At 56.8% G+C, this 24,203-nt stretch carries 27 protein-coding genes and 1 tRNA gene; 21 read left to right on the top strand and 7 right to left on the bottom strand.

Annotated features, from left to right (window positions below):
• The first annotated feature begins 166 nt into the window (after positions 1-166).
• The 7 genes from ACQE3E_RS02525 to ACQE3E_RS02495 all read left to right on the top strand — a co-directional run bounded on the left by ACQE3E_RS02525 (position 167) and on the right by ACQE3E_RS02495 (position 5,620).
• A complete protein-coding gene (locus tag ACQE3E_RS02525; RefSeq protein ID WP_313729184.1) occupies positions 167-679 on the top strand; it encodes a Calx-beta domain-containing protein in 513 nt (170 codons plus the stop codon).
• The gene (locus ACQE3E_RS02520) at positions 670-2,001 is read left to right on the top strand and encodes a Calx-beta domain-containing protein (RefSeq protein ID WP_427501197.1); all 1,332 of its coding nucleotides are present in this window, start codon (positions 670-672) and stop codon (positions 1,999-2,001) included. The genes ACQE3E_RS02525 and ACQE3E_RS02520 overlap by 10 nt, the downstream gene beginning before the upstream one ends.
• Before the next feature lie 70 nt (positions 2,002-2,071).
• A complete protein-coding gene (locus tag ACQE3E_RS02515) occupies positions 2,072-2,548 on the top strand; it encodes a calcium-binding protein (protein WP_313729186.1) in 477 nt (158 codons plus the stop codon).
• A gap of 27 nt (positions 2,549-2,575) precedes the next feature.
• Positions 2,576-3,343: a calcium-binding protein gene (locus ACQE3E_RS02510; protein WP_313729187.1), complete on the top strand. Its 768-nt coding sequence runs from the start codon at positions 2,576-2,578 to the stop codon at positions 3,341-3,343.
• A 26-nt stretch (positions 3,344-3,369) separates the two neighbouring features.
• Entirely contained in the window at positions 3,370-3,678 is a 309-nt protein-coding gene (locus tag ACQE3E_RS02505; RefSeq protein ID WP_313729188.1) for a hypothetical protein, read from the top strand.
• 445 nt (positions 3,679-4,123) lie between these two features.
• On the top strand, positions 4,124-5,242 hold the full coding sequence (locus ACQE3E_RS02500) for a tyrosine-type recombinase/integrase (RefSeq protein ID WP_313729189.1): 1,119 nt from the start codon (positions 4,124-4,126) through the stop codon (positions 5,240-5,242).
• Between the two features lie 15 nt (positions 5,243-5,257).
• A complete protein-coding gene (locus ACQE3E_RS02495) occupies positions 5,258-5,620 on the top strand; it encodes a DUF1640 domain-containing protein (protein ID WP_281022131.1) in 363 nt (120 codons plus the stop codon).
• 326 nt (positions 5,621-5,946) lie between these two features.
• On the opposite strand, the gene ACQE3E_RS02490 is transcribed toward ACQE3E_RS02495, so the two are convergent.
• The 6 genes from ACQE3E_RS02490 to flgA all read right to left on the bottom strand — a co-directional run bounded on the left by ACQE3E_RS02490 (position 5,947) and on the right by flgA (position 10,162).
• Positions 5,947-7,302 carry an IS1182 family transposase gene (locus tag ACQE3E_RS02490; protein ID WP_427501196.1) on the bottom strand — a complete coding sequence of 452 codons (1,356 nt, stop codon included), beginning with the start codon at positions 7,300-7,302 and terminating at the stop codon, positions 5,947-5,949.
• A gap of 373 nt (positions 7,303-7,675) precedes the next feature.
• Positions 7,676-7,752 (bottom strand) — tRNA-Arg (locus tag ACQE3E_RS02485).
• A 32-nt stretch (positions 7,753-7,784) separates the two neighbouring features.
• Complete coding sequence (locus tag ACQE3E_RS02480) at positions 7,785-8,567, bottom strand: flagellar brake protein (RefSeq protein ID WP_313729191.1); 783 nt, start codon at positions 8,565-8,567, stop codon at positions 7,785-7,787.
• A gap of 34 nt (positions 8,568-8,601) precedes the next feature.
• Positions 8,602-9,096, bottom strand: a complete 495-nt coding sequence (locus ACQE3E_RS02475) for a flagella synthesis protein FlgN (RefSeq protein WP_071154959.1) — start codon at positions 9,094-9,096, stop codon at positions 8,602-8,604.
• Between the two features lie 4 nt (positions 9,097-9,100).
• Complete coding sequence (gene flgM / locus ACQE3E_RS02470; protein WP_064023952.1) at positions 9,101-9,409, bottom strand: flagellar biosynthesis anti-sigma factor FlgM; 309 nt, start codon at positions 9,407-9,409, stop codon at positions 9,101-9,103.
• 69 nt (positions 9,410-9,478) lie between these two features.
• The gene (gene flgA, locus ACQE3E_RS02465; protein WP_313729192.1) at positions 9,479-10,162 is read right to left on the bottom strand and encodes a flagellar basal body P-ring formation chaperone FlgA; all 684 of its coding nucleotides are present in this window, start codon (positions 10,160-10,162) and stop codon (positions 9,479-9,481) included.
• Between the two features lie 120 nt (positions 10,163-10,282).
• Between flgA and ACQE3E_RS02460 the strand changes: the two genes are divergently transcribed.
• From ACQE3E_RS02460 to flgL, 14 genes are all read left to right on the top strand, one after another.
• Positions 10,283-11,215 (top strand): chemotaxis protein, encoded by a 933-nt coding sequence (locus tag ACQE3E_RS02460; protein ID WP_064023950.1) that lies wholly within the window; start codon positions 10,283-10,285, stop codon positions 11,213-11,215.
• Positions 11,216-11,254: 39 nt separating this feature from the next.
• Entirely contained in the window at positions 11,255-12,112 is an 858-nt protein-coding gene (locus ACQE3E_RS02455) for a CheR family methyltransferase (protein ID WP_427501195.1), read from the top strand.
• A 150-nt stretch (positions 12,113-12,262) separates the two neighbouring features.
• Complete coding sequence (locus tag ACQE3E_RS02450) at positions 12,263-12,790, top strand: hypothetical protein (protein WP_064023948.1); 528 nt, start codon at positions 12,263-12,265, stop codon at positions 12,788-12,790.
• A gap of 294 nt (positions 12,791-13,084) precedes the next feature.
• On the top strand, positions 13,085-13,480 hold the full coding sequence (gene flgB, locus ACQE3E_RS02445) for a flagellar basal body rod protein FlgB (RefSeq protein ID WP_064023947.1): 396 nt from the start codon (positions 13,085-13,087) through the stop codon (positions 13,478-13,480).
• A gap of 2 nt (positions 13,481-13,482) precedes the next feature.
• Positions 13,483-13,899 (top strand): flagellar basal body rod protein FlgC, encoded by a 417-nt coding sequence (gene flgC, locus ACQE3E_RS02440; protein ID WP_064023940.1) that lies wholly within the window; start codon positions 13,483-13,485, stop codon positions 13,897-13,899.
• A 10-nt stretch (positions 13,900-13,909) separates the two neighbouring features.
• Positions 13,910-14,599 carry a flagellar hook assembly protein FlgD gene (locus tag ACQE3E_RS02435; RefSeq protein WP_064023939.1) on the top strand — a complete coding sequence of 230 codons (690 nt, stop codon included), beginning with the start codon at positions 13,910-13,912 and terminating at the stop codon, positions 14,597-14,599.
• 12 nt (positions 14,600-14,611) lie between these two features.
• A complete protein-coding gene (flgE, locus tag ACQE3E_RS02430) occupies positions 14,612-15,943 on the top strand; it encodes a flagellar hook protein FlgE (RefSeq protein WP_064023938.1) in 1,332 nt (443 codons plus the stop codon).
• Positions 15,944-16,009: 66 nt separating this feature from the next.
• A complete protein-coding gene (flgF, locus tag ACQE3E_RS02425) occupies positions 16,010-16,753 on the top strand; it encodes a flagellar basal-body rod protein FlgF (RefSeq protein ID WP_064023937.1) in 744 nt (247 codons plus the stop codon).
• A gap of 51 nt (positions 16,754-16,804) precedes the next feature.
• A complete protein-coding gene (flgG, locus tag ACQE3E_RS02420; RefSeq protein ID WP_064023936.1) occupies positions 16,805-17,593 on the top strand; it encodes a flagellar basal-body rod protein FlgG in 789 nt (262 codons plus the stop codon).
• A gap of 15 nt (positions 17,594-17,608) precedes the next feature.
• Complete coding sequence (flgH, locus tag ACQE3E_RS02415; protein WP_064023935.1) at positions 17,609-18,313, top strand: flagellar basal body L-ring protein FlgH; 705 nt, start codon at positions 17,609-17,611, stop codon at positions 18,311-18,313.
• A gap of 31 nt (positions 18,314-18,344) precedes the next feature.
• Entirely contained in the window at positions 18,345-19,442 is a 1,098-nt protein-coding gene (locus tag ACQE3E_RS02410) for a flagellar basal body P-ring protein FlgI (protein ID WP_064023934.1), read from the top strand.
• A gap of 25 nt (positions 19,443-19,467) precedes the next feature.
• Positions 19,468-20,505, top strand: coding sequence for a flagellar assembly peptidoglycan hydrolase FlgJ (gene flgJ / locus ACQE3E_RS02405; protein WP_313729193.1), 1,038 nt, complete (start codon positions 19,468-19,470; stop codon positions 20,503-20,505).
• Between the two features lie 9 nt (positions 20,506-20,514).
• Positions 20,515-22,182, top strand: coding sequence for a flagellar hook-associated protein FlgK (flgK, locus tag ACQE3E_RS02400; protein WP_313729194.1), 1,668 nt, complete (start codon positions 20,515-20,517; stop codon positions 22,180-22,182).
• A gap of 10 nt (positions 22,183-22,192) precedes the next feature.
• On the top strand, positions 22,193-23,098 hold the full coding sequence (gene flgL / locus ACQE3E_RS02395) for a flagellar hook-associated protein FlgL (protein ID WP_313729195.1): 906 nt from the start codon (positions 22,193-22,195) through the stop codon (positions 23,096-23,098).
• A gap of 100 nt (positions 23,099-23,198) precedes the next feature.
• Here the strand turns inward: flgL and mltB are convergent, their stop codons facing one another.
• Positions 23,199-24,170, bottom strand: a complete 972-nt coding sequence (gene mltB / locus ACQE3E_RS02390) for a lytic murein transglycosylase B (protein WP_313729196.1) — start codon at positions 24,168-24,170, stop codon at positions 23,199-23,201.
• Positions 24,171-24,203: the final 33 nt, after the last annotated feature.

Raw genomic sequence — 24,203 nt, 5'->3', positions numbered from 1 at the left:
CACTCATTACCCGGTTAACCAACACGACTCGCCGATTTTATCGGTGGCGAGAACGGTTTTTTGCGCGCACTTTTCCTTGAGCCAGCGTCAATCGCCATTTCGTCGCCAAATCGTCGGGTTAATTTCGCGTGAAAATTAAAAATAACAATCTTCTAGGAGAAGCGCCGTGGCGATTAGTATGATTTCGGTTGATGATCTGTTTGTAGACGAAACCAATGGCAATGCGGTATTTACCGTGAGACTCGATGTCGCAAACGCGACAACGGTTACGGTGAATTACTCAACGTCAAACGGTACCGCGACCAGCGGGAGTGATTTTACCGGCGTAAACGGGACACTGAGCTTTTTGGCCGGCGAGTTGACTAAAACGGTTAGCGTGCCGATCATCAACGACACGGCGCTGGAATCGCTGCAAAACTTCTTCCTACGGCTGACCGCGCCCAGCGCCAACGCCACCGTCGCCGACGAATGGGGCATGGCCAGCATCGTCGATAACGACGCCGCCTCCGGCACGCCGGTGGTCGGCATCAACGACTTCATCGTCGATGAGGCCACCAAGGAGGCGGTGTTCGTGATTACCCTGGACCGGCCATCCACCAGCGTGGTGACCATGAACTACGCCACTCAAAACGGCAGCGCCAGCGCCGGCTCCGACCCGGCAGGGAAGCCGTGTTCGTGATTACCCTGGACCGGCCGTCCACCAGCGTGGTGACCATGAACTACGCCACCCAAAACGGCAGCGCCAGCGCCGGCTCCGACTACGTGGCCGCCAGCGGCAGCCTGGTGTTCGCACCCGGCGAAACCGCCAAGACCGTCAAGGTCACCCTGATCAACGACACGGCGGCGGAAAGCTCGGAAGCCTTCAATCTGGTGCTGTCCAGCCTAAGCAACGCCACCACCCTGGACGGCACCGGCACCGCGATCATCTTCGAAAACGACGCGGCGGCGGTGACCAACTCGAATATTTACGTGGACGATCTGGTGGTGGACGAATCGCAAGCCTACGCCGACTTCATTGTCCGGCTGGACAAACCCAACACCGGCACGGTGAAAGTGAATTACACCACCGTCGGCGGCACGGCCGGCAGCGGTAGCGATTTCGATAGCCAGTCCGGCTTTTTGACCTTCGCGGCCGGTGAAACCGAAAAGACAGTGCGGGTCAAACTGACCAACGACGTCAGCCCCGAATCCCTGCAAAACTTCTTCCAGGACCTGTACTCGCCCAGCGCCAACGCCACCATCGCCGACGAACGCGCGATCGCCGACATCATCGACAACGACGCCGCCTCCGGCACGCCCATTGCTCGTATTACCGACGCGGTAGTCGACGAAAGCGCGCAAACCGTCAGCGTGACCGTGATTTTAGATAAACCGTCCACCGGCAACGTGACGCTGAATGTCGGCTCGCAAAACGTGATAGCGACGGACGGCGGCGATTTCCGGAGCTTCCCGTTCGGGAAAGTGGCATTCTTGCCAGGCGAAGTTGCCAAAACAGTCGTGTTCGGCATTTTGAACGACACGGCGGCGGAAGGCTTCGAGTCCTTCGATGTCGTGTTGTCCAGCCCGATCGGCGCCACCATTGGCGATGCCATTTCGCATGTCGTGATCGCCAACAGCGATGCCGCTCCGGCGGCGTTGCCATCAATCACAATCGCCGAAGCGGTGGCGTTGGAAACCAAGGGTACGGTCGACTTTCTGGTCTCCTTATCGGCGCCCAGCGCGTCCCAGGTTAAAGTGAATTATTCGACCGCCAGCAGCACGGCCACCAGTGGCGGCGATTTTTCAAACGCCAGTGGCACGTTGGTGTTCGCGCCCGGCGAAATCACCAAATCGGTGCGAATCACGTTAGCCGACGACATCGTCGCGGAAACCACGCTCGAAAACTTTACGCTAACTCTCAACGGCGCGGTCAATGCCACGATTGCCACGCCTTTAGCGACCGCTACCATTAAGCCCCGCGCCGGTCGCGCCAGTTGTAATCAACGGTACCAGCGGGCATGACGTCTCGAAAGGGACGGAATTCGCCGATTCGCTGAGCGGCAATAACGGCGACGATTGATTCGACGGCGGCTTGGGTAACGACAGTTACGCCGGCGGCGCCGGTAACGACACCTATATCATCGAACAAAGCGGCGACAGTTATAGCGAATCCGGCGGTAACGGCACCGACACCGTCATCAGTTATTTGTCGTCGCATACCTTGGGCGCGAACGTGGAAATTTTAAGGCTAGCCGGCAATGCCGTGACCGGCATCGGCAACGCGCTAAACAATACGATTACCGGCAATGCCGGTGCCAATACTATCCTGGGCGACGTCGGCGACGACATCATGGACGGCGGAGCCGGCGCCGGCATCGATACGCTGAGCAATTTCGAGAATCTGACCGGTAGCAATCTTAACGACACGCTGACAGGCAACGCCGGAAATAACGTGATAATCGGCGGCTTGGGCAACGACGTGATGGACGGCGGTGCCGGCACCGATACCGCGTCTTACGGCGGATCGTCCGCAGGGGTGACCGTCAATCTGGGTCTGACAACCGCTTAGAACACGATAGGCGCCGGCACCGACACCTTGAGCAATTTCGAGAATCTGACCGGTAGTAGCCTGAACGACACGCTGACCGGTAACAGCGGCAACAACGTGATGATTGGCAGCCTCGGCGACGACGTGATGGACGGCGGCGCGGGTACCGATACGGCGTCCTATGCCGGAAATTCGACGGCGGTCACTGTCAATCTCGGCTTGACGGTAGCACAAAACACCGTCGGCGCCGGCACCGATACGCTGAGCAATTTCGAGAATCTGACCGGTAGTAGCCTCAACGACACCTTGACCGGCAATGGCGGCGGCAACATCATCGAAGGCGGCGCTGGTAACGACATCCTGGACGGCGCAGCCGGTACCGACACTGCGTCTTACAGTAGCGCCTCCAGCGCGGTGACCGTCAATCTGGGACTGGTTGTCGCGCAAAATACCGGCGGCGCGGGAACCGATACCTTGAGCAACTTCGAGAACTTGACCGGCAGCAATTACAACGACACGTTGATCGGTAACAGTGGTAACAACGTGATGACCGGCGGTTCGGGCAACGACACGCTGGATGGCGCCGCCGGTACCGATACGGTTTCCTACAGCAGCGCCTCCAGCGCGGTGACCGTCAACCTGGGCCTGATCGTCGCGCAAAACACCGGCGGAGCGGGTACCGATACCCTGAGCAACTTTGAGAATCTGAGCGGCAGCGGCTACAACGACACCTTAGCCGGAAACGGCGGCAACAACTCGATCAGCGGCGGCAGCGGCAACGATGTCATTAATGGCGGCTGGGCAATGACATTCTGAACGGCGGCGCCGGTACCGATCTGTTCGTGTTCGATACCGCGTTGAACGCGTTGACCAACAACGACTTAATCTCGGATTTCAGCGTCGTTGACGACACCTTGCGGCTGGACAACGCGATTTTCGCGGCGTTTACCGCGACCGGTAACATCGCGGCCGATCAATTCAGGTCAGGCGCCGGCGCGACCGCGCTGGACGCCAACGACTACCTGATCTACGACACCAACGACGGCAGCCTTTACTACGACGCCGACGGCAACGGCGTCGGCGCCCGAGTCGAGTTTGTGTCGCTGACCGGCATTCCGGCTTTGACGGCGGCGGATTTCAATATCGTCTAACGGGATTGACGCCGATTTTGCAAACTTTTTTGGCGTCGCGACGAATCGAAATCGGCGCGATTTTTCGCGGCGCCACATACCCGAATGGTTATAAACACTTCAAGCCATTGTTTTATATGACGTCCCGGAGACGGTTCGAACGTCCGACCTGTCCCTTATGAGTGCGCTTCAAATCAAAAGCCACCACAAAGCACAACAAAACGTAACAATAAAAATCAAACACTTACTCACAAACATCTTGGCCTAGCGTTTGTCACTTCTTATGGATTTTGTGGCTTAGTGTGACGTGAGTGTGACGCTGCAGTATACTTAAACCCGCAAACAAAACGGGCCTGATGACGCTACCAACATCATCAAGCCCTAACCGATACACTTAACGGACAGGGTTAAGCAATGGCTGAGGGCATCATACCAAAACGCCGATTGCTGTCCCATAGGCGGCAACATGGCAAACATACGCAAGCGCACCACCAAAACCGGCGAGACTTACTATACGGTGCAAATTAGGCTGAAAGGCTGTCCACCACAAAACGAAAGTTTTAACCGCCTGACCGATGCGCGCAAGTGGGCACAATTAACGGAAGCTGCAATCAAGGAGGGGCGGCACTTCAAAACAGCCGAAGCAAAAAAGCACACGGTCGCGGATATGATAGACCGGTATGCAACCGACGTAGCCCCCAACAAATTCAAACCTAACGAGCTGCGCATACGCGGCCCGATTCTCGAATGGTGGAAATCTGAAATAGGCTACCTTCGCCTGTCCGATTTGAGCATAACGGATTTTGTTACCTGCCGGGATAAGCTAGTAAACCACGGCGGCAATAAAGGCAGGCCGCTAGCCGCTGCAACCGTCAAACGCCACTTTGTCGCAATCGGTCACGTTTTGAAAATATGTCATTTAGAATGGCGCTGGATTGAGAAAAACCCGCTCAAGGATGGCATCATTGAAATGCCGGAACTGCCGCGCGGTATCGTTCGGTTTTTGGATGACGGCGAACTATCCAGGCTAACGGCGGCATGTAAGGAGTCGCCAAACGAATTGCTTTACCCCGCCTTTGTGTTGGCTATCTCTACAGGCATGCGGCAATCGGAAACCATGAACCTGTACTGGCGGGAACCGGAAAGCCCGCCAACAGAAACCGCTTGGGGCGTGGTCAATCTCTCCGAATCTTGCATCATTCTGCATGCAACCAAAAACGGCGACCGGCGGCGCGTACCATTAGCCAATCAAGCGTTGGCCGAGCTGCAAAAACGGAGCAAGGTTAGACGATTGGACACAGCGCTAGTCTTTCCCTCCCCCACACACCCACACAAGCCCATCGAGCTAAAAAAGGCGTGGTTGAAAGCCTTACAACGCGCCGAGGTGAATAATTTTCGCTGGCACGACTTGAGACATTGCACAGCATCTTATTTGGCAATGGGCGGCGCGTCCATGGTCGATATTGCCGCCGTCCTTGGTCACCGTACCCTGGACATGGTGAAGCGTTACGCGCACCTGTCCGACGCCCATATTGCCGGCGTAGTCGAACGCATGAACAGCCGGATATTCGGCGCTAACCCTTAATCTACTGGAACAACCATGAACGCTATTCCATTTGATACCCTGCAATTTGCCAATCGTCTTAAATCGGTAGGTTTCAGCGAAGAACAAGCACAGGTATTAACCGAATTGCAACGCACCGCCACCGACAACACGCTTGAGCAGGCCCGTCACGATTATCACCTTGACGACGTAGCCACCAAGCGTGACCTGAAAGAAATGGAAACCGCATTACGTCACGAAACCGAGTTGTTAAGAGCCGAGACCGGGCGCATGATTGCCGAAACCAATCAACGGATTGCCGAAACCAAGGCCGATTTAACCCGCTGGATTATTGGCGCGGGGTTTCTGCAAACCAGTTTGATTATTGGCGTATTGCTAAAAATCGCCCACCTGATTTAACGCTATGAGAACTCGCCACGATGACATTAGAACTCGACGACGAAACCGCTGGCGTACTGGCCGAGCAATAGCACCTAGGCCCTGCCCAACCGGTTAAAACCACACTACTCGACCACCTGGAAGATAGCCAAGACACCAAGCGCGCAGAAGCGGCCTATCGGCATTACCTAGGAGCCTGTCGGACTTAACTTACCAGCACATCTGTTGTCATCCAGCTCAGCGAAGACGGCGGTCGAAGGAAGGATTTGCCACTGGTTAGGCGAGCGTTTTGGCGTTGGATTCCGATAACGCCAATCGAGCCTTTTGCTGGCCAATCGTTTCGACCATTAGACGACCCTCGCCAAGATATGCATCCGTTTCAAGTTGAAGGCCATGGTCACCAGTTTCCACTCACCGGTGACCGCATCCAGACCGCGTAAGGAGAATTGGCGAAAGCCGAGTACCTGTTTGATGATCCCGAACACGGGTTCCACCGTGCATTTGCGCTTGGCATAACGGGCTTTGCCTTCGCGGGTTTTCAAGTACCAAGCCATCTTTTCCAGCGGATCGTCGCCAGTCGGTTCCGGCGCATCCGGGGCTAAACGTTCCGCCAACGGCCGATGATGACTGTCACGGCCCATGGCGATTAAAGGTTCGATCCGGTTTCGTTCGCAAGCCTGGACGTTGGCGGCACTGAAGTAGCCGGTGTCCGCCAGTAGGGCTTCGGCTTGGCCCAAGGCGTCGGGCAGTTTTTTCAGTTCGGCCAGCATCGGCTCAACTTGTTGTTTGTCGTTGGTCTGCTGCGTGACCGTGGTGGCCACGATCAGCATCGTATCGACATCGACGGCGGCCTGACTGTTGTAGCCTTGCACAAAGCCTTCGTGACTCGGCAGGATGCGCGATTCCTCGTCGGTCAGGTTGATTTGATCGTCGGGCTTGGGGCCGGCTACCGGCGCCTTGGGTTCCGGGCCTCGCGGCTTTTGGCCAGCTTGCCGCTGGGCTTCCCGGCGGGACACCTTGTCCTCGTATGCCTGTTCGGCTTGCGCGTCGCGCGGTTTGGCCCGCTCGGCGATCTTGGCTTTCGCTTCACGCAAGGCTTTCAGCCGGTCTTCCCGCCGCGCCAATTCGTCCGGCAGATCAAGGCCGTCCCGGTCGTCCACCGCGTCGGTTTCGTCGGCCTTTTGCAGTAAGGCCTGAACTTCGTCTCGTAGCTGTGCTTCGAGCTTTTCGATATGGCTGTGGGACAAGGCCTTGTGCTTGGAGGCATTCGCTTTGAGCTTGGTGCCGTCCAACGCGATTTGCCCCAGCTTCACCAACTTCATCGCTTGCGCCAGACTCAGCACTTGGACGAACAGGTCTTCCAACTCGACCAGGAACGTCTTGCGGAAGTGAGCCAGGGTATCGTGATCGGGATGGGTATCACCAGACAAGAAACGAAACGCCACCGAATCGTAGGTGGCCCGTTCGATCTTCCGGCTGGAAAACACGCCGGTGGCGTACCCATAGACCAGCCGTGCCAATAATATCGCCGGATGGTGCGCCGCCGAACCCCGACCTTGATAGCGGCTCGTCAACCGGCTTAAATCCAACTGCTCGATGACTTCGACCACAAAACGCGCCAAGTGATCCTCCGGCAACCATTCGTCCACCGAGGGGGGTAATAGATAGACTTGATGGCGGTTGACAGGAATGAATCGACTCATCAAGGGCTCTCCCGGTTGCTGGTTCTTTCTATACCACCTATTTTATCTAACCAAGTTACCGAAGGGACTATTGGCTTTTAAGTCCGACAGGCTCCTAGACAGCGGCAAAGTTACCCTTAGTCGATGAGCGCTAAGATTTCCTGGAGAGGGTAATGGAAGTATCTGACCTGTCCATTTGGATTGAAACCCTTAACTTTGCAATTTCGGCGGGAAAGCGAGCGTTTGAAGCCAAGCCATCTAACCGAATTGGTTAGCGTTTATTAAGTAGAGAAATTCGATAGGTTTTTGAGGATTTTTATTTCTTAGCGTGACGTAAGTGTGACGCAGAGCGTTTTAAGATTTGAATAATCAGCACACAACATTAGGATATATATGGCGTCCCGGAGACGATTCGAACGTCCGACCTGTCCCTTAGGAGGGGACCGCTCTATCCTGCTGAGCTACCGGGACTTAGACCGCGAATTTTAACACAGCCCTTTTGATTAGGACTTTTGTTTTCGGATTTCCACCCGCTCCAGGGAGGTGATGAAATACGACAGCTTGGATTGACTTTTGGATGACAGACTCTCGAAGAATCCACCGATTTGAACCTTGCTGGAACTCTGCCCTATAGGCTTGACGAAACGGACGATCAAGTCGAAATCCATCGCGTAATCCTCGAACTGAATCTGGCAACCCTTGATTTTGTCGCCGCGTTGGACCCGCGCCCGATTGGCGGGAATGTTAATGCCGGCACCGCCGCGCGACAAATCGAACAAATATCCGCCGATCGACATGCTGGTGCGCTGGACAATGCCGTTGAACGGAATTTCCAGAGTAGCAATCTCCAAGCGCGGCGAGCGGCGGCGTTGCGGATAAAAAATTCGATCCGGAAACGGTGCCTTGTAATAGCTGATCCCGCGCATATGGCCGATTTCGATCGCGCTCAGATTGAATGACAAATGAATGCCCTTATGAAAGGTCGATAACTTTAGCGACCGGCTACGCAGTAACAAATCATTGCCATGTTTGGGCACCAACTCGTCGAGAATAATGGCGTTTTTATCGAGCTTGACGCCGAGTATCGAAGAACTGAAGTCTTCCTGACAACCTTCGATTTGTATCGTACACAATGGCGATCCGGTCTCGATTTCGGCCAGCAATTTGGCGATGCGATCCGGGTCCGTCAAAAAATTCGGATTTTCGAACGCGAAAAAATCGCTGTCGTCCGATTCCGGCACCGGCTCATCGGATTTGGCAAACCATTGCTTAAGTTTTTTGAGCATGTAAAACGACCCTACCTTGTAAGCGGATTTCAGTCTACACCGAAATCAAGGTATGAGAAAACAGCTCGCTCCGCGTCGAACCGTCCGGGCCGTAAGTGGCGGCCAACGGCGATTTGCCGCGCAAAATTTGCAGGGATCGTTGAGTGTGGCGACTGAGTAATGCGATGCTTGCGCCGTTCTGCTCGTTGATGGCTTTGCATTGCCGCGAAACCGCCACGATTTGCCGCCAAAGATTCCACGCCTCCAGCACGCTCAGACCGGCGGCCTTCGCTTTTACGAGGTAGTTTTTGACGCCGTCGCCGCCGACGCCGAGTTGTTCGGTGGCCAGCACCTGGCCGAATTGGCGGGTGAATTGATCGAGTTCGGCCACCATCTCTTTTTTCTCGGCGGCAATGCGGGAGATGACATCGGGATCGGCGGCCCGTCCGAGCTGTTCGGCTTCCGCTTTTAACAGCTCGAACAATTTTCCGGTAGCCTTATGGCCGTGAATCAGAAGTTTTTCGGCGATGGGGAAGGTTTTCTCTATCATGGCGTCAGGAACTGTCTGGTAATTTATCCTCGAATTGCATCATTTTGCGAGCAATTCGCTCCGGGTCGAACGAGTAAGTGCCGGATTGCAGCGCCGCGCGAATTTCGGCGACGCGGTCTTCGTTCACGGCGGGCGAGGATGCACTGGTCGCGGCGGCCTCGGCCAAGCCTTGCGCCGTCGCGGTAATGTTGACGGTATCCGTGTCCAGCGCGCTCGCCGACTGGTCTTTGTTGGCTTCGACCAGATCTTTCGCGGCCGTTTTTGCGGGCACCACCGTGCTGAAAGCTTTACCATTGATGGATTCGATAGCCATGGCGACATTCCTAAAAGAGTTTTATCTGGAGCTGTTAGCGGCATCATCATAAATTCCTTTAGGCATCGGTCAAAAATTGACCGTCACTTGTCCGGAACCGACCACGACGGCCTGGATCACCCGTTGCGACGACAGGTTTTTGACACTGATTCTCTGGCCTTCGGTGCCATCGTTCAACGCAGTCCCCATCGCGGTAATCAACATCCCGAACTTGCCCGACTGTATGTTGACCCGCTCGCCGCGTCGGACCAAGGTCGGTTCGGCATAATGTTGACGATTCAGCACGCTGCCGGCGGGGATATTGCGAACCGCTTGTTTGTCGACCACTTGGCTGGCATCGGTCACATAACCGGCCTGCATCATGCCGGCATCGCGGATTTCGAAATTTAGATACTCGGCACGAATCACATCGTTGCGGCGCAACGACTTGTTGAGGATCGCGACCTGTTTGAAGGCCTTGACCATAGCAACGCTGTACACCGTCCAGCCTTTATCAGCCTGGCAACGCACACCAACGGTATTGCGCCCCGGCTTGATCTCACCTGACTGGGCGAAGGCCTGCAGCGGCTGGGCACACATCGGTAGTTGCAAGCGCGGGTCGATCTGGGCGACGACCACTTCGTAGCGGCCGCCAGGCTCCAACGCGGCGCCGACAAACTGGGTCACGCTGTCCCGTATCTCTTGCACCGGCTGGGTTGACGCGGCCGCCGCTTGCCCGGCCGCCAACAGGCTTGCTATTGCTAAGGCTTTCATATTCGCTTGTCGGTTTTTTGACTATGCCGTCAATCTAGCACTAAACATGCCAGCATTTTTTAAAGTAAACCAAGGCAAAGTCGCTATAATTTTGGAACACTGTCATTCCAGGGGAATTTTATGGCCGGAGTCTTAGACGGCGTCGATCAGCGCACTAAATTGGCGGGGCACAACCGTTTCGAACTGCTGCTGTTTAAGCTGACCAGCCAGCAACGCTTCGGGATCAACGTCTTCAAGGTTCAAGAGGTTATTCAATGCCCGCCGTTGACCCAAATTCCCAATTCCCACTCCGTGATTTGCGGCGTCGCCCATTTACGAGGCAAAACTATTCCGGTCCTCGATCTTTCGATGGCCATCGGCATGCGCCCTTTGACCAGAGATGCGGGCTGCTACGTGATCGTGACCGAGTACAATCGCTCGATTCAAGGCTTTCTGGTCGGATCGGTCGATAGAATCATCAATATCGGCTGGGAGCAGGTCAAAGCGCCACCCACCGGCACCGGCAAGGAAAGTTACCTGACCGCCGTCACCGAAGTGGACGGCGAGCTGATCGAAGTGATAGACGTCGAAAAAGTGATGAAGGAAGTCATTGGCGGCCGTGAAGAAGCCGCCGCCGAAAACATTGAAGTCGACATCGCCAGCAAAAACGACCATATTCTGGTCGTCGACGATTCCTCGGTCGCCCGCAATCAGGTCAAGCGAGTGTGTCAGCAAATCGGCCTGGAGTGTACCCTGCTGAAAGACGGGCAGGAGGCTTGGGACCATTTGAGCGATCTGATCGCCGACGGCGTCAAAATCGAGGATCGTTACGCGATGATTATTTCGGATGTGGAAATGCCGCGCATGGACGGCTACACGCTAGCCACCAAAATCAAGGCCGATGCCAACATGAAGCACATCTATCTGATCCTGCACACCTCGTTGAGCGGCGTCTTCAATACCTCAATGGTACAGAAAGTCGGCGCCAACGAATTCCTCGCGAAATTCGACCCGGATGCCTTGTTGGACTCCATTCAAAAACAACTTAAACATCAGCATGCCACTCATCATTGACGCCGGCCGAGTCCCGGCGCAACCAGTTTGAGTCCCGGCATGTCCAATCCTATCGGTTCGGCCGGCGGCGAGCCGAATTTGAGCGCCGCCGCCTATCAGAGCATCTGCGAGTTCCTGGACCAGAACTGCGGCATCGTTCTCGGCAACAGCAAGCAATATCTCGCAAAAAGCCGCTTGTTACCGCTGCTGGTGAAGTTCGAATTGGCGGATTTCAACGATCTCGCTCAAGCCCTGCAATCCAACGCGTTTTCCGCCGCCAAACTAAAAAGCGCGGTCATCGACGCGATGACCACCAACGAAACCTACTGGTTTCGCGACGACAAACAGTTTTCCGACTTCAAGGACCGGGTATTGCCGGAATTGCTGAACCAAAAAAGCGGCAGCCTGCGGATTTGGTCGGCGGCGTGTTCGACCGGTCAGGAGCCCTACTCGCTGAGTATTTGCGCGCTCGAAGTCCTGCGCGGCGCGGGCAAAAACCGCAACATCCAGATCATCGGCACCGACATCTCCGAAACCGTGCTGGCGGACGCCAAACGCGCGGTTTATTCCGAGTTAGCTTTATCGCGCGGCGTGGACAGCACCACCCAAGCCCGCTACTTTCAAAAGAGTTACGAAGGCTATACGCTCAACGACGACGTTCGGCAGCTTGTCCGTTTTCAGCAATTCAACCTACTCAAGTCCTTCGCGGCACTGGGCCGTTTCGACGTGGTATTTTGCCGCAACGTACTGATTTATTTTTCGGACGCAGTCAAGCGCGACATTATCGGCCGCATGGCCGAGAACTTGGAAACCGGCGGCTATCTGTTTCTGAGCAGCACCGAATCCATGCCGACCGGCCTCAGCGCATTCGAACCGGTTCGCAACGGTCAATCAACCTATTTCAAAAAGCGCGGCTGAACCGGGCTTTGACAACCGACCCCGATATCGAGCAGTACTCGATGCACGGGCAGGTTGCCAAACGGCGGCCAGCGTCCAGGCTCGACGGATTCAAGCCAACCGGTATTACTCCCAAAACCCTATTCTCCGCCACACCACCGGACCCGAACCATGACCGACGACGAAATCCCGACCGAAAGCCAGCCCACCAAGCGCCATTTCGGCATCGAACAAACCGTATTCATCCTGCTGATCTTGCTGTCGCTGGTGGGCATTTTTATCACCGACTTCAACCCCGACGACGGCTACGGTTATTGGCTGGCGATGGTCTTCGTGTTCGGACTGCTATCAATTTTCGTGGCCCGCCTGCGCGCCAAAAGCAACGAAGCGGATCTGGGCAAAATCGTAAAAGCCCAGGCAATGCATTGGCTACATACGATAGTCGTCGTGGCCGCCGCATCCATGTTGAACAAATCCGGCCAAATGGTCGGCGTCTCAAGCGATATGCTGATCCTGCTGATATTGGGCCAATCGACGATGCTGGACGGATATCACATCGGCTGGCAGTTCAGCCTACTCGGCTTCTTTCTGGTCGGCTGCGCATTAATCATCGCTTTCTTCCAGCCCTTCATGTGGATTTGCGCCGGACTGGCGGCTCTCGTCGTCGCCGCGTCCTTCATGCGCTCTCGCGTCGATTGATAGGCTTCCCCGAACCGGACGCCCCCACAGCCCACCGCCAGCCCACTGAATCCCGCGAAGCAACCCGGCCAGCCCCCTCCGCCGGAATCTTGACGCACCTCGCCTAAACGCCGGTCTCAACCCCGCAAAATTGCGCACCGGTCATGCGGAAAAATTTTGCCGCCGCGCGGCAAACGGCAAATTTTGACGCTCGTCCAGACGCCACTCCAGCCAATCCAACTGATTTATTCGGACTTTTTATTTCTGGCATATTTTCTGCTGAATACGGGTATCAACTCGAAGAGGCGGCAAACCATGTCAATCAATTTCGACCGAGCATTGGGCGTTCATCCGCAAGCGCTAACCCTACGCGAAAAACGTAGCGAAATTTTGGCGGCGAACCTCGCCAATGCGGACACCCCCGATTACAAGGCCAGGGATCTGGACTTCAAATCGGTATTCCAGCAATCCCTGGCGGACGCTAGCGGCGACCTACGTCGCACCCATCAGGGCCACATGACCGGCCCCAATGCCTTGCTCGGCGCCGAACTGCTGTACCGGACGCCGTATCAAGCCTCTCTGGACGGCAATACCGTCGAGACCAATATCGAACAGGCGAAATACGCCGAAAACGCCGTGCAATACCAAGCCAGTCTGCGCTTCGTCAGCGACGACTTTGCCGGGCTGGTCAGAGCCATCAAGGGAGAATAACCATGTCCTCATTGCGAATCTTCGACGTTGCCGGCAGCGGCATGAATGCGCAAAACCTGCGCCTGAATCTGGTGGCCAGCAACATTTCCAACGCCAGTAGCGTCAGCAGCAGCATCGACCAAGTCTACAAATCGCGGCAGCCGGTGTTCGCGGCCGAATTTCAAAACCAGCTCGACCGCCGAGCCGGCACCACCGGTGTCGAAGTCCGCGGCGTCGTCGAAAGCCAGGCGCAACCGATCATGGAATACGCGCCGAATCATCCGATGGCCGACGAACTAGGCTACATCTATAAACCCAACGTCAACACCATCGAGGAAATGGCCAACATGATGTCGGCCTCGCGCGGCTACGAAAACAACGTTGAGGTGCTTAACACCGCTAAAAACCTAATTCTACAGACCCTGAAGATGGGGCAATGAGGACTAAGCCATGACGACCCTAACGGATACCTTCAACAGTTTGGGACTGGCCACGACCGGCTCGGCCTCAAGCGCCAGCAGCGCGACCAGCAAAAGCCAGTCGTTAAGCCAAAGCGAATTCTTGAAACTGTTAACGACCCAGCTCACCCATCAAGATCCGACCAAACCGATGGACAACGCCGAATTCGTCAGCCAAATGGCGCAGATCAGCGCGGTTTCCGGCATTCAGGAGTTACAAACCTCATTCCAGACCCTGTCGGATTCGTTAAATGCCGACCAAGCCCTGCAGGCGGCCAGCATCGTTGGCCATACCGTCGTGGCACCTGGCTCGCAAGCCTTGCTTAGCGCCGGCGGCAGCGTATCCGGCGAACTCGATATACCCAGCACAGCAACCAGCGTCGGCGTGCAGATCGTCGACCCGGAGACCGGCACGGTGGTTCGGGAACTCGATCTGGGCGCGCAATCGGCCGGAACGCTGAAATTCGAATGGGACGGCAACGACAGCGCCGGCACTCCGGCCGATCCGGGCGTCTACAAAATCAAGGCCTTCGGCTGGCTGGACGGCACCAATACCGCGCTGGATACCAGCATCAACTCCAAGGTAAAAAGCGTCGCCATCGGCAGTAACGGTAGCGGTCTGTCCGTGAATCTGGAAGGTCTAGGCGACATCAAATTCAGCAAAATCAAACAAATTCTTTAAGGAGCAGGCGTCATGGCTTTTACAACAGCACTCAGCGGTTTGAATGCCGCATCCAACAATCTGTCGGTAACCGGCAATAACATCGCCAACTCCAATACGGTGGGTTTCAAGAAATCCCGCTCGGAATTCGCCGACGTCTATGCCGCCAGCCTCGGCGGCGTCAGCAGCACTACGGCCGGCTCTGGCGTCAAGGTCACCAACGTGGCCCAGCAATTCAACCAGGGCAGCTTGTCATTCACCGACAACAATTTGGACCTGGCCATCAGCGGCGAGGGTTTTTTTACGTTAGCGAAAAGCCCTACCGAAACCACCGATTTATCGTACACCCGCGCCGGCGAATTCAAATTGGACAAGGACGGCTATCTGGTCAACAACCAGGGCAAGGCCTTGATGGTGTACGCGCCCAACGGTACCTCGGTGACCGACGGCTTCAGTACCGGCGTCACCCAATCCGTGCAAATCAACACCCTGACCGGCCTGCCCAGCGCCACCGATACCGCTTCGCTAACCGTCAACCTGAACGCCAACGCGGCCACCCCGAGCGTCACCACCTTCGACCCGACCGACAGCAATTCCTATAATTCGCAAACCTCTGTGACGATTTACGACTCGCTCGGTTCGCCGCACATTCTGACCACCTATTTCGTCAAGGGCACGTCAACCGCCAGTTCCACCGACTGGGACGTCTATCACTACATGAGCGAACCGGCCACGCCGACCGCCAAGACGCCGGTCAATGCCGGCACCTACGGTTCGACGGTGTCCGCGCCATCCGACCTAACGGTGCCGCCGACGCCGGCGACAATGACCTTCGACTCCTCGGGCAAATTGACCACCCCATCCAACGGCCGCTTCGCGCTCAGCGCCTACACCATCACGCCTGCCACCGGCGCGTCCGACATCACCGTATCGACGATGGACTATTTCGGGTCCACCCAGGTCCAAGAGAAATTCAGCGTCAACGCGATGACCCAAAACGGTCTGCCTGCCGGACGCCTGACCGGCATCGACATCGACGATGAAGGCGTGATTTTCGCCCGCTTCAGCAACGGCGGCTCGCAAACCATGGGCAAGGTCGCTCTGACCCGTTTTGCCAACACCAACGGCCTGTCCAAACTCGGCGATACCGCCTGGGGTCAAAGCGCCACCTCCGGCGACCCGATCGCCGGCGAAGCCGGTTCCAACAATTTCGGCTTGATTCAATCCGGCGCGCTGGAAAGTTCCAACGTCGATCTATCGGCGCAATTGGTCAATCTGATCGTCGCCCAACAAGCGTATCAAGCCAACGCCCAAACCATCACGACCGAAAACACCATTATGCAGGCCGTCCTCAACATCAGGTAAACACGGCTAGCGCGAGACCAGGCCGGCAAGCGGCGCCGGTCCCGCCTGCTTTTACGGAGATTTCCCATGGACCGCAGCCTTTACATCGCGATGAACGGCGCCAAGCAGACCTTGCTCGCGCAAACCGCCAACGCCAACAATCTCGCCAACACTCAGACCCCAGGCTTCAAGTCCGACTTCGAGCAATTTCGAGCCATGCCGGCGTTCGGACCCGGTTATCCGACCCGCGTTTACGCGATGACCGAACGGCCCGGCAGCGATCTCTCGTCCGGCGCGCTGCAAACCACCGGCAACGAACTCGACGTCGCCATCAACGGCCCCGGCTGGATCTCGGTTACCACGCCGGACGGCAAGGAAGCCTACACCCGCGCCGGCGATCTGCGCATAACGCCCGAAGGTCAACTGCAAACCAGTTCCGGACTCGCTGTCGTCGGCGAAGCCGCGCTCGGCATCACGATACCGCCGGCTCGCAAAATCGACATCGGCGACGACGGCACCATCAACATCGTGCCGCAAGGCGAAAATTCGACCAACACCGTGATCGTCGACAGAATCAAGCTGGTCAATCCCGATCCGGCTTCGCTGGAGAAACGCGAGGACGGCTTAATGCATACCAAGGACGGCGCGGTTCAGACGGCAGACGCGAACGTCGTATTGGTCCAGGGAGCCCTGGAAAACAGCAACGTCAATCCGATGGCGGCGATGGTGGAGATGATCGAACTGTCCAGAAACTTCGATCTGCAAAGCAAGGTCATGAAAACCGCCGACGAAACCGCCAACAGCACTGCCAAGATCATGCAAGTGGCATAGAAGCTGCTTTATCCCTGATAAGACAAAAATTTGTCAGATCAGGAGACGAACATGACAGAACGAGCATTATGGGTCGCAAAATCCGGACTGGATGCCCAACAAACCCGAATGGCCGTGATTTCCAACAATCTGGCCAACGTCAACACCACCGGCTTTAAGAAAGCCCGACCGATTTTCGCCGACTTGATGTACCAAAACGTCCGTCAAGCCGGCGGCCAATCCACCCAAAACACTCAGTTGCCGACCGGCTTGCAGTTGGGCACCGGCGTCAGAACCGTCGCCACCGAGAAGCTGCATACCCAGGGCAACGTTCAGCAAACCGGCAACTCGCTGGACATGGCCATCAGCGGCCGCGGCTTCCTGCAAATCCTGATGCCGAGCGGCGAGATCAATTACACCCGCGACGGATCGTTCAAGCTGGATTCGACCGGCCAGATCGTCACCTCCAACGGCATGCCGCTAGAGCCGGCCATCACGGTACCGCAGGATGTCACCAGCATTACGATCGGCCTAGACGGTACCGTCACCGTCACCCAACCCGGCTCGGCGGCGGCCAACCAAATCGGCCAGATTCAAACCGCCGACTTTATCAACACCGCCGGCCTGGAGCCGATCGGCGACAACTTGTACCGCGAAACCGTCGCCAGCGGCGCGCCTATCGTCGGTACGCCGGGCGAGAACGAATTCGGCAATCTGGTGCAAGGCTCGCTGGAGACATCCAACGTCAACGTGGTCGAGGAATTGGTCAATATGATCGAAACCCAACGCGCATACGAGATGAACTCCAAGGCCATCTCCACCACCGACCAAATGCTGTCGTTCGTTACCCAACAACTCTAATTCAGGGGCATGACGATGAACACCTATTTTCCGCATCGGCGCCGGTACTCCGGCAAACTCTTGCCGCTGGCGGCCGCATTGCTGCTGGCACTGACCGGTTGCGACACTCTGCCCAAGCGCGATCCGGATTTCGCACCGGTCCAACCGGCAGACCTGAGGCCCCCGCAACAGAACAACGGCTCGATTTACCAGGCCGGTTACGACATGCGCCTGTTCGAAGACATCAAGACCCGCCGGGTCGGCGACATTTTGACGGTCACACTGGACGAAGCCACCCAAGCCAGAAAACAAGCCAATACCAACACCTCGAAAAACACCTCGGTGTCGGCGACCGCGCCAACGCTGTTCGGCGTCGCCAGCCAGGCCTTGTTGGGTCACGACTTGAAAACCAGCTTGGCCGCGACCACGCAATTCGACGGCAAGGGCAAGGCCGACCAAAGCAATACGCTGACCGGCGACATCAGCGTCACCGTCGTCGAAGTACTGCCGAACGGCAACGTCCGGGTGCGCGGCGAGAAACGGGTGGCCTTGAACGACGGTAACGAATACGTGCGCTTGTCCGGCATTGTTCGCCCCATCGACATTGATGCCGCCAACACCGTGTCGTCCTCCAAAGTCGCCGATGCAACGATTATGTACACCGGCGACGGCGGCATCGCGGATTCCAACAAAATCGGTTGGCTGGCCCGATTTTTCCTGAGTCCGATTTTCCCGTTCTAAACCGTTTCGGCGCTCTTTTGAGGATACCATCATGAACAGAACCACATTGATCGTCATCGCCTTCTGGCTGCTGAGCGGCGGCTGGGCGCATGCCGAACGTATCAAAGACTTGGCGTCGGTGGCCGGGGTACGCTCCAACCAGTTGGTCGGCTACGGCTTGGTCACGGGCCTGGACAAATCCGGCGACAAATCGTCCAAGTTCGCCCCGCAAACCTTGCGCAATATGATGGGCCAGCTCGGCCTGACCCTGCCGCCGGGTACCGATCCGAAAGCCAAAAATACCGCGTTCGTCAGTATTCACGCGGAACTGCCGGCCTTCGCCAAACCGGGTCAGAAAATCGACGTCACCGTGTCGTCCATCGGCGATGCCAAAAGCCTGCGCGGCGGCTCTTTGCTGATGAGCCCGCTGAAGGGCGCCGACGGCAAGGTTTACGCGATTGCCCAAGGCAATCTGGTCGTCGGCGGCCTGAGCGCGGGCGGCCAGGACGGCTCCAAAATCACCGTCAACAATCCGTTGGTCGGCCGAATTCCCAACGGCGCGTCGGTCGAACAAGTGGTGCCGACCTCGTTCGACCAAAGCGGCGATCTGGTCTTTAACCTGAACAATACCGACTTCACCACCGCCAACAACGTGGTGCAAGCGATTAACAAAGCCTTCGGCGCCGACACGGCCCGCGCCGTCGATGCCGGCTCGGTCAGCGTGCGGGCGCCGGTGGAAGCTTCGCAACGGGTCAGCTTTGTTTCGATGCTGGAAAACCTCGACGTCACGCCGGACGACGCGCCGGCCAAGGTCATCGTCAACTCCCGAACCGGCACCGTAATCATCAATAGCAAGGTCAGGGTGCAGCCGGCGGCGGTATCGCACGGCAGCTTGACCGTGACGATCAACGAAAACCCGCAAGTCAGCCAGCCCAATCCGCTATCGGGCGGCAGTACCGTGGTCACGCCGCAATCGCAGGTGTCGATCAAAGAGGACAAAAACCATATGTTCGTCTTCAACCCCGGCGTTTCGTTGGACGAAATCGTCCAGGCGGTCAACGGCGTCGGCGCCGGACCCAGCGACTTGGTGGCGATTTTGGAAGCCCTGAAATCGGCGGGCGCGCTACGGGCGGAATTGATCGTCATTTAAGTCTGACAGTGCTTGGGAGGTTGCCATGTTAAACGCGGATACCGCATCGGTTTATACCGACTTCGCCGGATTGGCCAAATTAAAACAAGGCGCGCGCGAATCGTCGCCGGCCGCCATCAAGGAAGCCGCCAAACAATTCGAGTCGCTGTTTCTGGGCATGGTGATGAAAAGCATGCGCGAAGCCAAACTGGCCGACGGCTTTGCCGACAGTCAACAGAGCAAGATGTACCAAGACATGTACGACCAGCAAATGGCCATGCATTTATCCGGCACCGGCGTCGGGCTGGCGGAAGTCATCGCTAAGCAGCTGAGCCCCAGGCAAGACAAGCAGGAAGACGAGCCAGGCCGTGTACTACAAGCCAGCGACTACTTGGATCGCGTCGCCGGCAGCGGCTCGGCCAACGGCAACCGGCAACCGCCGCGCGGCGGGCAAGCCGCGTCCAACGCGTTGGACGCCTCGGGACTGAGCAGCCTGGAACGCAGCCTGGCTCGACTGGAGCGTGACCAGTCCAACACCGCCGGACGTTGGCGCGACTTGGACTCGGCACCGGCCTCGTCGGACGTAATCGATGACGGCGCCACGCCGGCCCAGCAAACCTTTTTCAACGAATTGATGCCGCATGCCCGGCAAGCCGCGCAAAGCTTGGGGGTCGACGCCAAACTGTTGCTGGCTCAAGCCGCGCTGGAAACCGGCTGGGGACAAGCGATGGTCAAAAACGGCGGCGATAACAGCTACAACCTGTTCAACATCAAAGCGGATAGAGCCTGGCAAGGCAAGCAAGCCAAGGCAATGACATTGGAGTTCGACGGCGGCGTCGCCCAAAAACAGGTGGCCGGTTTCCGCGCTTACGACTCGTACAAAGATAGCTTTAACGATTACGTGGACTTCATCAAATCCAACCCGCGTTATGAACAAGCGTTGAAAAACGCCGAGAACCCGGCGCAATACATCCGCTCTTTGCAAAAAGCCGGCTATGCCACCGACCCCAAATACGCGGAAAAAGTCATGTCTATCTATCGCAGCCATGCCGGCGACAGCGCGGCGAGCGACACCAACGGTTAGGAGACCATCATGGGCTTGGGCATATTGGACACCGCATTATCCGGACTGACGGCGTTTCAGCGCTCGCTGGAAACCACCAGCAACAACATTTCCAACGTCAGCACCGAAGGCTACAGCCGGCAGCGCGTCGAAACCGCCACCCGTCGCGAGCAATATACCGGCTCCGGCTACGTCGGCAGCGGCGTCAGCGTCGTCAATATCACCCGCAGTTACGATCAGTTCATTACCGGCCAGGTCCGCTCCAGTACCTCGGCCTACCACGACGTCGATAGTTTTTATACCTTGTCCAGCCAAATCGACAACATCACCGCCGACGACACCACCGGTCTGGCGCCGGCGATGAAATCGTTCTTCGACGCAGTCGACACCGTCGCCAACGACCCCACCTCGATCCCGGCCCGCCAAACCTTATTGACGCAGGCCAGCTCGTTGACCCAACAGTTCAACACCTTGAATACCCGCTTCGGCGAATTGCGCGATCAGGTCAATACCAACCTGGAGACCGATCTCACCGAGATCAACGGGTATGCCAAGGCCCTGGCCGATCTCAACGTAAAAATCGTCGCCGACATCGGCAGGGCTTCCGGTCGAGAAATGCCCAACGATTTGCTGGACCAACGCGACTTGCTACTGAACAAAATCGCCGAAAAAGTCGACGTCAATTTCACCAGCCAAACCGACGGATCGATCAATGTCTTCATCGGCAACGGTCAACCTCTAGTATTGGGTAATTCCGCCTCGCAACTCTCTCTGCAGTCCTCCGCCACCGACTCGACTCACAAGGAAATTCTGCTGAACGGCCAGGACATTTCCGGTTTGATTTCCGGCGGCGAGCTTTACGGCAATTTGCGTTTCCGCGACCAAGTACTGGACCCGGCTCAAAAACAACTGGGCACGCTGGCGATGGGTCTGGCCACCGAGTTTAACAGCACCCATCAGGCCGGTTTCGATTTGAACGGCGACCCCGGCCTGGCATTCTTCGACCTCGGCTCGCCGGTGGTTCAGGTCACGCCGCACGCCGCCGACGACAACCTGCTGGCCACCGCCAGCTTCGTCGCCCCCAGTTCGTCGGCCAACCTGGATACCGGCTACCGGATCAGTGTCACCGGCACCAGCCCCAACGCCTATACGTTGACCAATCTGAGCAGCAACACCAGCCAAACCGGCCTGGACGACACGACGCTTGCCACCGCCGCCGCAGCCTTAGGCTTCAGCATCACGTTCAGCGGCGGTTCGCTGACCAGCGGCGATACCTTCGACCTCAGCCCGAGCTTTAACGCGGCCGGCACCTTGAAGGTGAACAGCGCGATCACCAATCCCAAACAAATCGCGGCCGCCAGCAGCAGCGCCGGCGTACCGGGCGACAACAGTAACGCGCTGGCGCTGGCCGATCTGGAAACGAAAACCTTGATGCAAAACGGCAAGGCCAGTTTCACCCAGGTCTACAGCCAGTTGGTGGCCGATGTGGGCTCGCAAACGCACGCGGCATCGGTCAACCGGACCGCGCAGGATACCTTGTTGAAACAGGCCTCCAGCGCCAAGGAAACCGTTTCCGGCGTGAATCTCGACGAGGAAGCCGCCAACCTGATCAAATTCCAAAACGCTTACGCAGCCGCCGCCAAGGCCGTATCGGTGGCTAGCACGCTATTCGACACCCTCATTGGAGCGGTCCGTTAGGAGAATTCACATGCGCATTTCCACGACCTGGAACCACCAGCTCGGCGTCGACGCGATGCTGGAACAACAGTCCAAACTCAGCGACACCCAACTCAAATTGTCGTCCGGCAAGAAATATCTGTCGCCGTCCGAAAATGCTCCGGCGGCGGTGTCGTTGATCAATTTGGAACAAAACATCAAAGAGAACCAACAGTTTCAGACCAACATCGGAGCGGCCCGGCAACGCTTGGAGTTGCAAGAGTCCAGCCTGGAAAACGCGACCAACGTGTTGCAACGCATCCGCGAATTGGCCGTGCAAGGTATGAACGACAGCAATACCGCAACCAATCGTCAGGAAATTGCCGCAGAAATCGATGAACTAAACAAACAGTTTCTGGGTATGGCGAACACCAAAAACGCTAACGGCGAGTATTTGTTTGCCGGCTACAAGAGCGACACGATTCCGTTCGATACCACCACTTACGCCTATCAGGGCGACGCCAACCAGCGCAGCATCGCCATCGGCCCCAGCCGGACCATAACCGATGGCGACGCCGGTGAAGCAGTCTTCGGCGTGTACTCGGCCGGAACATTGACGCCCGGCGGCATCGACAATGCATTTCAAGCCATCAACCGGTTATCTCAGGATCTGAAAGCCAATACGCCAAACAGCGGATCATTGGACGATATCGATAGAGCGATGGTCCGCTTCGAAACCACCCGCGCCTCGACCGGCGCGCGCTTGCACGCACTGGACGATCAGCAAAATTTGAATACCGACTACATCCTGGCCAACAAAACCACCGCGTCGGCGATAGGCGACTTGGATTATGCCGACGCATTGAGTAAATTCAGTCTGCAACAAACGTCGTTGCAAGCCGCGCAAGCCGCGTTTACCAAGGTGCAAAATCTGTCATTGTTCAATTACATTTCGTAGCGAAACACATCGGTTTGCCGCCCATCGAAGGAAACTCAGTTTTCTGTTCGCGAATCGAAGCGTAACGACCGGGACTTGGATATTGTCGGCCGCTTTCCGTTTAGAGCTTGCGTGCCGCGATCGCTTGGCTGAGCTGGTAAACCGCCATCGCATAGAGCGGGCTATGGTTATAACGGGTGATGACGTAGAAATTGTGCAAGCCTATCCATAAATCTTCGCCGATTTGCTGTTGGTACGCCAGCAGCTTGACCGCCTCGCCGGCGGGCAAACCGGCCGGCAATTCGACCCCCAACTTGCGCAGTTCGGCCGCACTGGTATCGGGCTTGACACCCTTGCTCAAGGCCTTTTTATACGCCTCTCCCGCAGCGTTGACCGGGTACGCGATCGGACCGCCGGGTTTCCATTGGTTGCTGGCAAAGTAGTTGGCGACGCTGGCGATCGCATCGGCCGGATTCGTCCAGATATTGCGTTTACCGTCGCCATCCAAATCCTTGGCATAGCTTCGAAAACTGCTCGGCATGAATTGCGGCAAGCCCATCGCACCGGCGTAGGAACCCATCGGCTGCAACGGGTCCATGCCCTCCTCGCGCGCCAAAACCAAAAATTGCTCCAACTCCTTCAGAAAGAATTCGCTACGCGGCGGATAGGCGAATCCCAATGTCGCCAACGCATCGATCACCCGGTATTTGCCGGTGTGCGCGCCGTATTTGGTTTCGACGCCGATGATGGCGACGATAATGTCCGCCGGAACCCCATATTGGTGTTCGGCTTGGCGCAACGCGGCTTCGTTATCCTTCCAAAACTGCACGCCACCGGCGATGCGGGCCTCGGTCATGAAAATTTCGCGGTATTGAAACCAGGGCTTGCCCTCCGCAGGCTTGGACATGGCATCGAGTATCGGCTGCTGGATGTTGACCGCCTTGAACAAACTCCGTAACTCCGTTTCGTTGAAACGATGTTGCTTGACCATCTGCTTGATGAAGCCGTTGAAGGAATCGGTGGTGGCAACTTCAGCCAGTGCCTGGCCGACGGCCGACAATAACAACAACATAAACGCGACTTTAAAATTCATAAACTCAGACAGAAAAAAGGAATAATTGGGGAA

This window comes from Methylomonas sp. MED-D (genome assembly GCF_050276835.1).
In the GTDB taxonomy this organism is placed as follows: Bacteria; Pseudomonadota; Gammaproteobacteria; order Methylococcales; family Methylomonadaceae; genus Methylomonas; species Methylomonas koyamae_A.
This window is presented reverse-complemented; position numbering and strand designations above follow the sequence as displayed.